Annotated in this window: 14 protein-coding genes; 6 read left to right on the top strand and 8 right to left on the bottom strand. The window is 71.1% G+C overall.

The features are described from left to right. Window positions 1-2 precede the first annotated feature (2 nt). Entirely contained in the window at window positions 3-590 is a 588-nt protein-coding gene (locus HNR02_RS23105; protein WP_179775215.1) for a GrpB family protein, read from the top strand. Here HNR02_RS23105 and HNR02_RS23100 read toward each other — a convergent pair. Continuing rightward, window positions 587-1,375: an MBL fold metallo-hydrolase gene (locus HNR02_RS23100; RefSeq protein WP_179775214.1), complete on the bottom strand. Its 789-nt coding sequence runs from the start codon at window positions 1,373-1,375 to the stop codon at window positions 587-589. The two genes, HNR02_RS23105 and HNR02_RS23100, sit on opposite strands and share 4 nt — an antisense overlap. Window positions 1,376-1,541: 166 nt before the next feature. On the opposite strand from HNR02_RS23100, the gene HNR02_RS23095 reads away from it, so the two are divergent. Then, window positions 1,542-2,123 carry a helix-turn-helix domain-containing protein gene (locus tag HNR02_RS23095; protein ID WP_179775213.1) on the top strand — a complete coding sequence of 194 codons (582 nt, stop codon included), beginning with the start codon at window positions 1,542-1,544 and terminating at the stop codon, window positions 2,121-2,123. 9 nt (window positions 2,124-2,132) lie between these two features. Here the strand turns inward: HNR02_RS23095 and HNR02_RS23090 are convergent, their stop codons facing one another. Further along, window positions 2,133-2,543, bottom strand: coding sequence for a hypothetical protein (locus HNR02_RS23090; RefSeq protein WP_179775212.1), 411 nt, complete (start codon window positions 2,541-2,543; stop codon window positions 2,133-2,135). 344 nt (window positions 2,544-2,887) lie between these two features. Further along, the gene (locus HNR02_RS23085) at window positions 2,888-3,796 is read right to left on the bottom strand and encodes a LysR family transcriptional regulator (protein WP_179775211.1); all 909 of its coding nucleotides are present in this window, start codon (window positions 3,794-3,796) and stop codon (window positions 2,888-2,890) included. Between the two features lie 195 nt (window positions 3,797-3,991). Here HNR02_RS23085 and HNR02_RS23080 point away from each other — a divergent pair, with 195 nt between their 5' ends. Next, complete coding sequence (locus tag HNR02_RS23080; protein WP_179775210.1) at window positions 3,992-4,852, top strand: SGNH/GDSL hydrolase family protein; 861 nt, start codon at window positions 3,992-3,994, stop codon at window positions 4,850-4,852. A gap of 43 nt (window positions 4,853-4,895) precedes the next feature. Here HNR02_RS23080 and HNR02_RS23075 read toward each other — a convergent pair whose 3' ends face one another. Further along, window positions 4,896-6,605 carry a BCCT family transporter gene (locus HNR02_RS23075; RefSeq protein WP_179775209.1) on the bottom strand — a complete coding sequence of 570 codons (1,710 nt, stop codon included), beginning with the start codon at window positions 6,603-6,605 and terminating at the stop codon, window positions 4,896-4,898. A 214-nt stretch (window positions 6,606-6,819) separates the two neighbouring features. Then, window positions 6,820-6,939: a winged helix-turn-helix transcriptional regulator gene (locus HNR02_RS36960; RefSeq protein WP_446680329.1), complete on the bottom strand. Its 120-nt coding sequence runs from the start codon at window positions 6,937-6,939 to the stop codon at window positions 6,820-6,822. Between the two features lie 62 nt (window positions 6,940-7,001). Between HNR02_RS36960 and HNR02_RS23065 the strand changes: the two genes are divergently transcribed. Beyond that, a complete protein-coding gene (locus tag HNR02_RS23065; protein WP_179775208.1) occupies window positions 7,002-7,574 on the top strand; it encodes an alpha/beta fold hydrolase in 573 nt (190 codons plus the stop codon). On the opposite strand, the gene HNR02_RS23060 is transcribed toward HNR02_RS23065, so the two are convergent. Together HNR02_RS23060 and mdlC are read right to left on the bottom strand one after the other, a co-directional pair. Further along, window positions 7,545-8,795: an MFS transporter gene (locus tag HNR02_RS23060; protein WP_179775207.1), complete on the bottom strand. Its 1,251-nt coding sequence runs from the start codon at window positions 8,793-8,795 to the stop codon at window positions 7,545-7,547. The two genes, HNR02_RS23065 and HNR02_RS23060, sit on opposite strands and share 30 nt — an antisense overlap. 27 nt (window positions 8,796-8,822) lie before the next feature. Beyond that, window positions 8,823-10,397 carry a benzoylformate decarboxylase gene (gene mdlC / locus HNR02_RS23055; RefSeq protein WP_179775206.1) on the bottom strand — a complete coding sequence of 525 codons (1,575 nt, stop codon included), beginning with the start codon at window positions 10,395-10,397 and terminating at the stop codon, window positions 8,823-8,825. 97 nt (window positions 10,398-10,494) lie between these two features. On the opposite strand from mdlC, the gene HNR02_RS23050 reads away from it, so the two are divergent. Both HNR02_RS23050 and HNR02_RS23045 read left to right on the top strand, forming a co-directional pair. After that, window positions 10,495-11,421 (top strand): LysR family transcriptional regulator, encoded by a 927-nt coding sequence (locus tag HNR02_RS23050; protein ID WP_246338620.1) that lies wholly within the window; start codon window positions 10,495-10,497, stop codon window positions 11,419-11,421. A gap of 47 nt (window positions 11,422-11,468) precedes the next feature. Then, window positions 11,469-11,915: a nitroreductase family deazaflavin-dependent oxidoreductase gene (locus HNR02_RS23045; RefSeq protein ID WP_179775205.1), complete on the top strand. Its 447-nt coding sequence runs from the start codon at window positions 11,469-11,471 to the stop codon at window positions 11,913-11,915. Between the two features lie 74 nt (window positions 11,916-11,989). On the opposite strand, the gene HNR02_RS23040 is transcribed toward HNR02_RS23045, so the two are convergent. Then, window positions 11,990-13,513, bottom strand: a complete 1,524-nt coding sequence (locus HNR02_RS23040) for a catalase (protein ID WP_179775204.1) — start codon at window positions 13,511-13,513, stop codon at window positions 11,990-11,992. Window positions 13,514-13,555: the final 42 nt, after the last annotated feature.

The raw sequence follows: 13,555 nt of genomic DNA, 5'->3' as shown, positions 1-13,555 counted from the left end.
CGGTGCCCACGAACGAGGAGATCACCCGTCACCACGACCCGGACCCGGACGAGAACCCGTGGGTGCACGGCCCGCCCGCGCCCGAGACGGTGGTCATCGTCGGCTACGACCCGGACTGGCCGCACCGCTACGAGACCGTCGCGGCCGCGATCCGCGGGGCGCTCGGCGACGCGGTGCTGGACCTCGCGCACGTGGGCTCCACGTCGGTCCCCGGCCTCGCGGCGAAGGACGTCATCGACATCGACCTCACCGTCGCCGATCCGCGGGACGAGGACACCTACCTGCCCCCGCTCGAACGGCTCGGCTACGACCTCACCGTCCGCGAGCCCTCGTTCCACGAGCACCGCTGCCTGCGGCTGGAGCGGCCACGCGTCAACCTGCACGTGTTCGGACCGGACTGCCCGGAAACCATCCGGCACCGCATGTTCCGCGACTGGCTGCGCACCTCTCCCGCCGACCGCGAGCGCTACGAGAACGCCAAACGGGCCGCGGTCCCCGGCGGCGGGCGCGTGATGGACTACAACGCGCGCAAGCAGGACGTGATCCGCGAGATCTACGACCGCCTCTTCCGCGCCGCGGGGCTGCTCTAGATCCGCATCCCGGGTTCGGCCAGGCGGACCGGGCCGTCGAACTCCGCGGTCGCCTCGGTCAGCAGGCCGTGCAGCCACGCGGGGTCCGTGGAGACGAAGTGGGTCAGCACCAGCTCCCCCGCCCCGGCGGCCGCGGCCACCCGGCCTGCCTCGGCGGCGCTGAGGTGGCCGTGGTCAGTCTGGTCGGCCTCACGCAGCGTCGCCTCGCTCAGGAGGACGTCGGCGTTCGCCGCCAGCTTCACCAGCGCGTCGGTCATACCGGTGTCACCGGTGTAGGCCAGTGTGCGATCACCGTGCGACACGCGGATCCCGCAGTTGGGGCTGGCGTGCACCAGCCCGTGCAGCTCGATGACGCAGTCACCGAGCTCGAACCGCTCCCCCGGCTCGTACTCGCGCACGTCGAAGGCCACCTCGAAGGCCCGGTTCAGCACCGGCATCGACGAGATCGGGAACAGCAGCGCCCACCGCTCGAACAGCTCCTTCGCCCCGGCCGGGACGAGCAGCGGCACCCGTTCGAACTCGCCGCCGGGCTCGGGCGCGCCCGGGAAGCGCAGCAACGGCCGGAGCAGCGACTTGCCCAGCGGCAGCAGATCGTGGCAGTGGTCCAGGTGCAGGTGGGTGATCACCACACCGTCCAGCGGCCCCGCCGACGCGGACAACGCGGTCGCGATGCCCGGGCCGCAGTCGAGCAACAGGCGGGTCCGCCCGGTCTCCACGAGGTAGCCGGAGCTGGGTGACCCGGCGGCGGGCATCCCCGACCGGCACCCGAGAACAGTGAGCTGCATGGACCTCTCCGATCTGCCGTAACCGCTCCTCAGCATGACCGCCGCCCGGCCTCGCCCGCAGGTCCGCGCGGACAGGACCGAACGGACGATCGGCACTGCCTATCGCGCGGAGCCGGGTTGACAAAGTTCTGTGCGGAAACCGCAAAACCGCGGGCACAGTGGAGGCATGACCGAAGACTTCGACGCCGTACTGGCCGCAGTCGGCCCGCGCCTGCGCGAGCTGCGCCGCCGCAGCGGGGCCACGCTGGCCGCCCTGTCGGAGAGCACCGGGATCCCGGTCAGCACCTTGTCCCGACTGGAATCCGGGCAGCGCAAACCGGGCCTGGAACTCCTGCTCCCCCTGGCACGGGCGCACCAGGTGCCGCTGGACGAGCTGGTCGGCGCCCCGGCCAGCGGCGATCCGCGGGTCTACCCCCGTCCGTTCACCCGGCACGGCATGACGGTCGTACCGTTGACGCGCAAACCCGGCGGGTTGCAGGCGTTCAAGCAGATCCTGCCCGCCGGGGCGAACGACCGTGAACCGGACCCGCGTTCCCACGAGGGCTACCACTGGCTGTACGTCCTGAATGGACGGTTGCGCGTCGTGCTGGGCGAGGAGGACCTCGTGCTCGCCGCGGGAGAGGTCGCCGAGTTCGACACCCACCTCCCCCACTGGTTCGGCAACGCCGACGCGCGGCCCGTGGAGTTCCTGAGCATCCTCGGACCCCAGGGAGAGCGTTTCCACATCCGGGCCCGCTACCGCCCCTGAGGTGGGCGATCACCCGGACGGCGCCACGGAGCGGGCGCAGGCCACTTCTTCGAGGTGGGTACGGATATCGTCCGGAACGAACTTCGTGACCGGGATCGCCGCGACCGCCCTGCCGTCGGTGATCGTGACGTCGGCAATCCGCGCGGAGCCGTTCTGCGGGGCGTTGCCCGCGAAGCACACCGCGGCGGCGAGCCAGGCGTCGCCGGTCGCGCCGGACGGGAACGGGTTGACCGCGCCGAGGTCGCAGGCGACCGGGAAACGGTGGCGATCGCTGGACTGGCCCGCCTGCACGTAGGTGCGGGCGTCCTGCTCGGCGGGCAGGGCGCCGGGACAGGTGCCCTCGGGTTCGCCCAGGGGTGCTTCGCCGCCCTGGAAGCCGACGAACGCCGCCGGGACGTACTGGCCGGCCAGCCCGTGCACCCGGAGCCAGCGGCGGTCGGGCAGATGCGGCGCCGGCGTGAGGTCGCCGGGCGGTTCGCCAAGGCAGTAGCCGTCGATGCCGACCGTGCGGGACGGGGGGGAAAGCGGCCCACCTGCTCGAACTGCCTGCCCGCGCCGCCACGCGTGTTCACGCCCTGCTCGGTGGTCTGCACGTAGAACGGGGCTCCTTCGAGCGGCGCGTTGTGGCAGGCGGGCGCCGCGGCCGCGGCGCGCCGATCAGCACCCCGCCGAGGCACGTCCAGGCGGGCCGGACCCTGGCATCGGGTCGCTCCGATCGGGACGGCGACGGGTCGATGAGCTTGTCGCCAGTGGTCCGGGCGGCGTTACGGCGCGGGTACCCGGAACGGGCCGGCCGTCTCGAGGCAGTCGAGGAAAGCCTCCTGCAACGGGGTGGTGTGCGCGTCGCGCCACACGGCGTACAGGTCGATCGCCGGGACCGGGTCGAAGAGCCGCACCGGCCGGACCCCGCCGGGCACGGACCCGGCGAACATGCCCCGCGAGGCGGAGGCGAACCCGACGAGCGGCGTCACCGACACCAGGATCCCCGTCCCGGCCGGGTCGTCGACCACCTGCGCCACGGTCAGGCGGATGCCGGTGCGTTCCGCGGCCGCGAGGATCGCGTCATACATCGCCGGGCACTGGTCGCGGTCGAAGAGGATGCACGACTGCCGCGCCAGCTCCGCGAACGGCACGCCCGGCAGGCCCGCCCATTCGTGGCCTGCTCCGACGACGGCGACCATCGGCAGGCGCAGCAGGCGCCGGTACCGGAATCCGCCGGTGACCGGGCGGCCGTAGACGAGCGCGACGTCCAGCGTGCCGTCGGCGAGGGCGGCCAGCTGCGGTCCGGTGCGCCGCTCCGCCAGTTTCACGGTCACGCCGGGGTGCTCGGCGTGCATCCTGGTCAGTGTCGCGGGCAGGATGTGCCGGCCCGCGGGGAAGTTGTAACCGACGCTGACGGTGCCGGTGCGCCCGGCGGCGGCCTCCCGCGCCGACTGGGCGGCCTTCTCGACGCGGGCGACGATCGCGCGCGCCTCGACCTCGAAGGCGCGGCCCGCCGAGGTCAGCCGCACGTCGTGGGAGGTGCGCGCGACCAGCTCGACGCCGAGGGTGCGTTCGAGCCGTTGCAGCTGCTGGCTCAGCGAGGGCTGGGTCAGGTGCAACCGGGCGGCGGCGCGGCCGAAGTGCAGCTCGTCGGCGATCGCCAGGAACGACACGAGATGCCTGAACTCCATACCGCTCCTCCGTCCCGGACGTGTCCCGGCCCAGCGTGCTCCATCCCGGCGAACAGCCGGTGAACCCGCGGGACAGCCCGGGACAACCCGTGGCAGGAGCCGGGCATTGACAAGAACGCGCCGTTCCCCCACGATCAGCGTACCTACTCGCCAGTAGGTATCGGTGTCCCGTCAACGAAGCCCGGGAGTCAAGCAATGCCGCCTCGCCGTCTCGGCGCCACCCTCGCCGCCACCGTCACCACCGTCGCCGCGGTCCTGTCCGCCGCACCCGCCGCCCACGCCGACTCCCTGGAGTACGTGGCACTGGGCGATTCCTACAGCGCCGCCTCCGGTGTCCAGCCCTCCGATCCGGACGCCTCGCCCCTGTGCCTGCGGTCGAGCCTCAACTACCCGCACGTCATCGCCGCCGAGACCGGCGCGAGCCTGACGGACGTGACGTGCGGCGCCGCGGAGACCAGGCACTTCACCGCCGCCCAGTACCCGGGCGTGCCGCCGCAGGTGGACGCCCTGGGCGCGGACACCGACGTGGTCACCATGACCATCGGCGGCAACGACAGCGGCGTGTTCATCAGCGCCATCCTGGCCTGCGGCAGCGCCGGCATCCTGGCGCTCGGCCAGGGCAGCCCCTGCCACGACATCTACGGCTCCTACTTCGAGGACACCATCCGCGACACGACCTACCCGGCACTCGTGAGCGCACTGGAAGCGGTGCGGGACAAGGCACCCGCCGCCGACGTCGCGATCCTCGGATACCCGTGGATCCTGCCCGCCACGACCGGCTGTTTCGACAAGATGCCCGTCGCGGACGGCGACGTCCCCTACCTGCGCGGCCTCCAGGCGACGCTCAACGACGCGGTGGGCCGCGCGGCCGAGGCGACCGGTGTCACCTATGTCGACATGTCGGAGGCCTCCGAGGGCCACGACGCCTGCCAGGCGCCGGACGTGCGGTGGATCGAGCCGGTCCTGCAGGGCAGCAACCCGGTCGTCGTGCACCCCAACGCCCAGGGCGAGGCCGCGATGGCCGGCGAGGCGATGGACGCGCTCGGCCTGAGCTGAGCCGACGGGGCCACCCGGTTCCGCCCCGGGTGGCCCCGTCCGGTCATGCCTTGCGGTGCCGCAGCCGCCGGTGCTTGCGCTCCTCGCCGGTGCGCTCGTCGTGGATCTCCCCCAGCGACCGCAGCATCTCGCGTTCCCGGATGATCATCGGATCGGTGCGCAGGTCGCGGTAGAGCGAAATGCACAACCCGATCATCACGAACACGAACGGCACGGCCACCAGAATGGTGAGGTTCTGCAGACCGGTGAGCCCGTCCTCCCCGCCGACGAGCAGCATCACCGCCGCGACCGCCCCGGTCAGCACACCCCAGAAGATCACCGGGTTCCGGTGCGGATCGACGGCGCCCTTCTGCGACAACGTGCCCATCACCACCGAGGCCGCGTCGGCGCCGGAGACGAAGAAGATCGACACCAGGATCATCACCAGTACCGCCATCGGCACGAACCACGGCAGGTGCTGCAGCAGCTCGAACGTCGCCGATTCGGAACTGCCGGCCCCGGCGATGTCCACGCCGGAGCGTTGTTTGTCGATCGCCGCGCCACCGAAGATCGCGAACCAGATCAGGCTCACCACGCTCGGCACCGCGATGACACCGATGATGAACTGGCGGATCGTGCGGCCGCGCGAGATGCGCGCGATGAACATGCCGACGAACGGCGTCCAGGAGATCCACCAGGCCCAGTAGAAGACCGTCCACCCGGACAACCAGGTCTGCATCTCCGCGCCACCCGTGACGCCGGACCGGCCCGACATCTCGGCCAGCTCGCGGAAGTAGTCGCCGATCGCGTTCGGAACGAGGTTGAGGATCAGCACGGTCGGGCCGACGACCAGCACGAACACCGCGAGCAGCGCGGCCAGCACCATGTTGATGTTGGACAGCCACTGGATGCCCTTGGCGACGCCGGAGACGGCCGAGGCGATGAACGCCACGGTCAGGATCGCGATGATCGCGACCAGCAGACCGGTGCCCGGGTTGTCGATCCAGCCGACCGAGGCCATGCCGCCGCCGACCTGCAGCGCGCCCAGGCCCAGCGACGCGGCCGACCCGAACAGCGTCGCGAAGATCGCCATCACGTCGATCGCCTTGCCCAGCGGGCCCTCGGTGCGGCGCTTGCCGAACAGCGGCGCGAACACCGAGCTGATCAGCTGGCTGCGGCCGCGGCGGAACGTGCTGTAGGCGATGGCGAGGCCGACGACCGCGTAGATCGCCCACGGGTGCACGGTCCAGTGGAACAGCGTCGTGGCCATCGCGGTGTGCACGGCGTCGTCCGAGTTCGGGGCGACGGTGCCCGGTGGCGGACTGGCCAGGTGCGACACCGGCTCGTACACGCCGAAGAACATCAGGCCGATGCCCATGCCGGCGCTGAACATCATCGCGATCCACGACGACGTCCGGAACTCGGGCTTCTCACCGTCCTGGCCCAGCCGGATGCGACCGTAGCGGCTGATCGCCAGCGTCACGGCGAACACCACGAACCCGCTCGCCACCAGCACGAACGCCCAGCCGCCGTACGGGATGACCGCGTCGTTGAGCACGGTGCCCGCCACGTCGGCCAGGCTCGTCGGCGAGATGATCCCCCACAGGATGATCGCCAGCGCCAGGACGGCGGCCACGCCGAAGACGGTGCGGTCGGTCTCGGGGGGCTTGTCTGCCGCGACGACCGGAGGGACGTGCTCGTCCGGGTGGTGACCGGCGACACCGGTTTCCTCGGGAACTCTCGCGCGGACCTCAGACTCAGAGTCAGCAGACATATGCACGCGCCGTCGCGAGCGGCGCGGCCTCCCTTCCGAATTCGTTAACCCGAACGGGTCAAACCTAAATCATTGGTCGACCTACCGTTGCGGAAGGGGTGGAAACGGGCAACCTGGAGATCGCGTTTTCGGGTGCTTTCTGGCGGACTACCTGCGTAATGGCGGGTTCGACACAGTTGCGACACGATTTCCCGGCCCACCCCCGGAACGCCGTTCAACTCCGGTTCCGGTCGATCTCGGCCCTGTGTGCCTCGGCCCACTCGCGGACCACGGCGAGCGCGGCCTCCAGCGACAGGCCGAGGCCGGTGAGCCGGTAGTGCACGTGGGGCGGCACGGTGTCCTCGGCCCGGCGCGTGGCGAAGCCGTCCCGGTAACCACCTACCGAGGAGTTCCGCTGTGCCCGCCGAACTGCGGCGTGTCCGGACGAACGGCATCGAGACCACCGTGGCGATGGCCGGGGCGGTCCCGGCAGTGTTGCTGCTCCACGGCTTCCAACACACCTGGCAGGTGTGGCGGGAAATCATCGGCGTTCTCGCGACACGGTACCGGGTTCTCGCCCCCGACATGCGCTGGACCGGCAGCGACGCCGAGGTCGGCTACGACGCCGCGACCCTCGCCGAGGACGCGCTCGGCATCCTCGGCGCGTGCGGGGAACGCTGCGCCACGGTGGCCGTCCGGGAGGCGTTCGTCCGCGCCTGCACGGGCCCGGCCGCGCCGCGCCGCGCGTTCTCCTACTACCGCGCCCTCCCGGAAAGCGCCCGGCAACTCGAAGCCGCGACACGGGTGCACCGGCTGACGGTCCCGACTCTGGCGGTGGGGGCGCACCCGGTCGGCGACGCGCTCGCCCGCCAGCTGAGCCCGTTCACGGACGAGTTGACCTCGTACGTCATCGAGGACTGTGGGCACATCATCCCGCTCGACCGGCCGGAGGCGCTGCTCTCAGTGCTGGAGCCGTTCCTGGCCCGGTGACCCCAGCTCCGCCGCCTCAGGAGCCGGTGCCTCGCGCTTTCCGCCGCCCAGCAACAGGATCGCCCCCAGCCCCAGCGCCGCCACGACCGCGAAGAAGTAGAAGCCCCACGGGTAGGCCACACCGGCCGTGACGAGCGCGCCGGTCACGAACGGGCCCAGGATGGAGCCCAGACGTCCGACCGCGGAGGTCATGCCGAGCGCCGAGCCGCGGGCCTGCGCCGGGAAGGCCTGCGCGACGTAGCCGTAGATGAGCACCTGCGCGGAGAACACGAACACGCCGGTCAGCAGCACGAGCCCGTTGAGCACGAAGCTGCTGCCGATCTTCAGGCTGAGCAGCGCCAGCAGCACCGCGCCGGTGGCGAACCAGATCCGGGCGATCGGGCGGATGCCGAAGCGGTCGGCGATCGTGCCCGCGAGCACCAGTCCGATGATCGCGCCGATGTTGAGCACCAGCAGCAGCGTGATCGACGTCGACAGCGGGTAGCCCGCGGTCCGCATCAGCTGCGGCAGCCACGTGTTGAGCCCGTACACCAGCAGCAGTCCCATGAACGATCCGGTCCACACGGCGATGCTGATGCGCCGGAACTTCGGGCCGAGCAGGTCGCGCAGGCTGAACTTCCCGGCGCCGGGCTGCTCCTTCGCCGCCAGGAAGGCCGCCGACTCCGGCAGCTTCCACCACATCAGCGGCACGACGAGCAGTCCCGCGATCCCGCCGCCGTAGAACAGGACGTGCCAGTTCTCCACCGCGGCCAGCGCCAGCAGCGAGGTCAGCACCGCGCCCACGTGGTAGCCGGTCATCGTGAACGTGCTGGCGCTGGCCCGGCGCCGCGCGGGCAGGTTCTCCGACATCACCGTCAGCGCCACCGGCATGCACGCGCCGAGGCCGATCCCGGCCACGAACCGGAACACGCCGAACGTCGCCACGTTCGGCGCGAGCGGCAGCACCAGCGTGAACACCGAGAACAGCAGCACCGAGCCGATCAGCATCACGCGCCGTCCGAGCCGGTCGGACAGCGGGCCGAGCGCGGCCGCGCCGACCGCGACACCCACCAGCGACACGGTGGCCACCGCGGTCGCCCCGGCGGCGGTGAACCCGAGGTGGTGCCCCTTGAGCAGCGTGGGGATCGTGGCGCCGAGCGCGACCAGGTCGTAGCCCTCGATCAGGACGGTCAGCCAGCACAGCACCGCCGTCCAGGCCGAGCGGGAGGGAGACGTCGTCATTGCCGTACTCCTTGCGGGATGGGGGAACTAGGGAGTGGTGAGTTCGGTGTCGACCTGGATCAGGCGCGGTCCGGCCGGTGTGGTCTTGAGCTGGGCCCGTAGATCGTCCACATCGGACACGGTGGTCCCCGGGACGCCGTACCCGGCGGCGATCGCCGTGAAGTCCATGCCCGGGATCTCGGTGCCCGGCACGTCCTCGGTGCCCAGCAGACCGGCGAACCAGCGCAGCGCGCCGTAGGTGCCGTTGCGCAGGATCACGAACGTCACCGGCACCCGGTACCGCGCCGCGGTCCACAGCGCGGTGATGCCGTAGTTCGCCGACCCGTCACCGATCACCCCGACGACCTGCCGCCCGGGCAGGCCCATCGCCACGCCGACCGCCGCGGGCATCCCGAACCCGAGACCACCGGCGGCGGGCCAGAAGTACGAGCCGGGACGGCGCAGGTCCATCTGGCGCCACCACGCCGAGTTCGTGGACGTGGACTCGACGACGTAGCTGGTGTCGGCGGGCTGGGTGTCGCGCAGCGCGGCGAACACCTGCTCCGGATGCAGGGCCCGCTCACCGGTGCCGGGCTCGGGGTTCGGCACGAAGGCGGTCTCCCCCGGTTCTCGGGCGGGCAGCCGGGCGAGCAGGCCGTCGAGGACCGGGCCGGGGCCGGCGACCAGGGACTCCCCCACCGGCGCGCGGGCGGCGGCGGCGGGATCGTCGGTGACCTGCACGAGCTCGGCCCCCTCGGGCAGGAACGGCCCGGGCACGTGCTGGTGGTAGCGGAACACCGGCGCCCCCAGCACGACAACCAGGTCGTGCCCCGCGAGCGCGGAGGACACCGCGCCGATCCCGGCGGGCAGCACGCCGCGGAAGAGCGGGTGGCGGTTGGGGAAGGGCAGCCGGTGCGGCGACGGCGCGACCCACACCGGCAGCGCGAGGTGCTCGGCGAAGGCCACGGCGCGGTCGAACAGGCCGAGCGCGTCGACGTCGCCGCCGAGCACCAGCACCGGGTCGCGGGCGGCGGCGAACCGGGCGGCGAGGTCGTCGAGCTGGCCCTGACCGGGGGCCAGGCCGCGCCGGACGGTGCGGTCGAGGGTGGCGGCGGCGTTGTCGTCGAGGTCGGCGGTCCAGTCGTCGTAGGGCACGGACAGATAGGTGGGGCGCCGCTGCAGTTCGGCTTCGAACACGGCCTGCGCGAGCGAGCGCGGCACGTCGGCCGGGCAGCTCGGTTCGCCGGCCCAGCCGACGAGCGGGCGCATGAGCTGGGTGGCGTCCTGGTTGGCGAGCATCGCGTCCATGCCGATCGCCGACCGCACCTGCTGGCCCGCGGTGAGCACCAGGGGTGAGCGGGAGTGGACGGAGTTGGTGAGCGCGCCCATCGCGTTGCCCGATCCGGCGGCCGCGTGCAGGTTGACCAGCACCGGGCGTCCGGTGGCCTGCGCGTACCCGTCGGCCATCCCGACGACGACACCCTCGTGCAGGCCGAGGACGTAGTCGAAGGTGTCCGGCAGCTCGGCCAGGAACGGCAGCTCGTTCGAGCCGGGGTTGCCGAAGATCGTGGTGAGACCACGGCGTTCCAGGAACTCGTGGGCGATCTCGCGGACGGTCGGCATGCGCGATGTCCTCCTCGACGGCGGGTTCCCCCGAGCGTGGCAGATCACCCGGACATGCTCCAATCAATGTTGCCGGCCTGCCGCATAGACGGGATCGATGATGCGTGACTTCGACCTGAACCTCGTCCGGACCTTCGTGCTGCTCTACGAAACCCGCAGCGTGACGGCCACCGCCGAGTCGATGCACGTCACGCAGCCGACGGTCAGCTACAGCCTGCAGAAGCTGCGCCGCCGGTTTTCCGACGAACTGTTCCGCCGCGGCGGTCGCGGGCTGGTACCGACCACGACGGCGCAGGCGTTGTACCCGCCGCTGCACCACGCGCTGGCCGAAATCGAATCCACGGTCAGCGGCGCCCACTCGTTCGATCCGGCGACCGCGCGTGCCCGGTTCACGCTGTGCCTGTCGGACCTGGGCGAGGTGTCGCTGCTGCCGCGTCTGATGGCGGCACTGCCGTCGCGGGCGCCCGGCGTCACGCTGACGGTCCGGCCACTGGACGTGGACAGCGCGGTGGACCAGCTCGGCCGCGGCGAGATCGACGCGTTCGTGGCCTCGCCGCTGATCACCTCGCAGCGGGTGGCGCGGATCCCGTTGTTCTCGGAGGGCTACGTCGGCATGGTCGCCGCGCGCCACCCCCGGCTGCGCGGCACCCGGATGTCGCTGGAGGAGCTGACGGCGGAACGGCACATCGCGGTGTTCGGGCCCGCGGGCCACGAAGGCCCCCGGCGGGCGCTGGAGGCGCGTGGCCTGCTGGACCGGATCGTGCTGGAGGTGACACGGTTTTCCACGCTGCCCTACCTGGTGCAGGACAGTGAACTGGTCGCGATGGTGCCCCGGCTGGTGGCGGAGGTCTTCGCGACGGATCACCGGGTGCGGCTGCTGGAACTGCCGATGGACATCGAGCCCGCGCAGGTCTCGGTATACACGCGGCACAGCCACGCCCGCACCCCGGCGCAGCACTGGCTGACACAGTTCATGCGGGAGCACCTGGCCGAGCCCGCGATCCGGGAATCACCGGGGCGGTGACCGCGTTGCGGCTGTTCGAGGACGATCTTCGACGAAAGGACGGCCGCATGCCGCTGACAGGCGAGTACGAACCCAGCACGATGGACTTCTCCCGCAAGCAGGTCGAGCAGATCGAGAGTTCCGGTGGCACGGAGGGCGTGTCGATGCAGGGGCTGTCGGTGATCGTGCTGACCACCGTCGGCCGGAAGTCGGGCAAACTGCGCAAGGCGCCGCTGATGCGCGTCGAGCACGACGGCGTCTACGCGGCCGTGGCGTCGCTGGGTGGCGCGCCGAAGAACCCGGTCTGGTACCTCAACGCGCTGGCCGATCAGCGGGTCGAGGTGCGTGACGGCGAGCAGGTGTTCGACATGATCGCGCGCGAGGCCACCGGCGACGAGCGCGAGGTGTGGTGGAAGCGCTCGGTCGAGGCGTTCCCGCCCTACGCGGAGTACCAGGAGAAGACCGACCGGCAGATCCCGGTCCTGCTGCTGGAGCCCGCACCCGCCCCCCACTGACCCCGACCGCGGAACTCACGCGCCGGAAGGTGGGACTCGCGCCGTCCGCGAGTCCCACGCTCCCGGGCGCGTCGTCAGGCTTTGTGCTGCATGCTGCTGCGGGCCGGGTTGGCCTGCTCGGCGGCCTTCGGGTCCTTCTCGTCCTGCTTGGCCCGCACGCCGTCCTCGATGCGGTCGCCGATGTTCTCGTCGATGTTGTGCCAGTAGCCGAAGGCACGCTGGAGCACCGGTTCGGTGACGCCGTTGAGCAGATGCCCGACCACATTGTCGACCAAGCGGTCGCGGGCCGCGTCGTCGAGCACCTCGCGGACCATCGTGCCCGGCTGGCCCCAGTCGTCGTCCTCGGCGTGGGAGACGTAGGCCGACCGCACGATCCGCCCGTCGGTCTCCCACGTGGGTGGGCTGCCGTGGCGTTCGGTGTCCGCGGCCGGGCCGCCGTGGGAGTTGGGCGCGTACACCGGATCGGTGACCTTGCGGTAGGCCATCGCGCCGTCCTTGGAATACGAGTGCACCGGCACGACCGGCGCGTTCACCGGCAGCTGCTGGTAGTTCGCGCCGATGCGGTAGCGGTGGGCGTCGGCGTAGGAGAACAGCCGCGCCAGCAGCATGCGGTCCGGGCTGGGCCCGATGCCGGGCACCAGGTTGTTCGGCTGGAACGCGGCCTGTTCGATCTCCGCGTGGTTGTCGGTGGGGTTGCGGTCCAGCGTCATCCGCCCGACCTCGATGAGCGGGTAGTCGCCGTGCGGCCACACCTTCGTCAGGTCGAACGGGTTGAACCGGTAGCCCGCCGCGTCCTCGTACGGCATGATCTGCACGTACAGCGTCCAGCTCGGGAAATCGCCCGCCGCGATGTGCTCGAACAGGTCACGCGTGTGGTAGTCGGTGTCCGCGGCGGCCATCTGGTCGGCCTCGTGCTGCGTGAAGCACTCGATGCCCTGGTCGGTCTTGAAGTGGTATTTGACCCAGAACTCCTCGCCCCGCGCGTTGACCCACATGTAGGTGTGCGAGGTGTAACCGTTCATGTGCCGCCAGGTGCGCGGGATGCCGCGGTCGCCCATCAGCCAGGTCACCTGGTGCGCCGACTCCGGGGACAGGGTCCAGAAGTCCCACTGCATGTCGTGGTCGCGCAGGTTGCTGTCGGCGCGGCGTTTCTGCGACCGGATGAAGTGCTGGAACTTCATCGGATCCTTCACGAAGAAGACCGGCGTGTTGTTGCCGACCATGTCGTAGTTGCCTTCGCTGGTGTAGAACTTCACCGCGAAGCCGCGCGGGTCGCGCCACGTGTCCGGGCTGCCCCGCTCCCCGGCGACGGTCGAGAACCGGGCGACCAGGTCGGTTTTCACGCCGGGCTGGAACAACGCCGCCTTCGTGTACCGGCTGACGTCGGCGGTCACCTCGAACCGCCCGAACGCGCCGCTGCCCTTCGCGTGCGGCTGCCGCTCGGGAATCCGCTCGCGGTTGAACTGGGCCATCTGCTCGATGAGGTACGCGTCCTGCAAGAGGATCGGGCCGCCCGGCCCCGCCGTCAGGGAGTGCTCGTCGCTCTCGACGGGAATTCCCGCATCGGTGGTGGTGAACAGCCGGTTCGGTTCGTTCATGCCTGAAATCCCTCCTCGCCGTGCACTGCCGTGTCTGGAATG

Source organism: Amycolatopsis endophytica, from assembly GCF_013410405.1.
Taxonomy (GTDB): Bacteria; Actinomycetota; Actinomycetes; order Mycobacteriales; family Pseudonocardiaceae; genus Amycolatopsis_E; species Amycolatopsis_E endophytica.
Note: the sequence above shows the minus strand (reverse complement) of the source record. Positions and strands in the feature narration are given on the sequence as shown.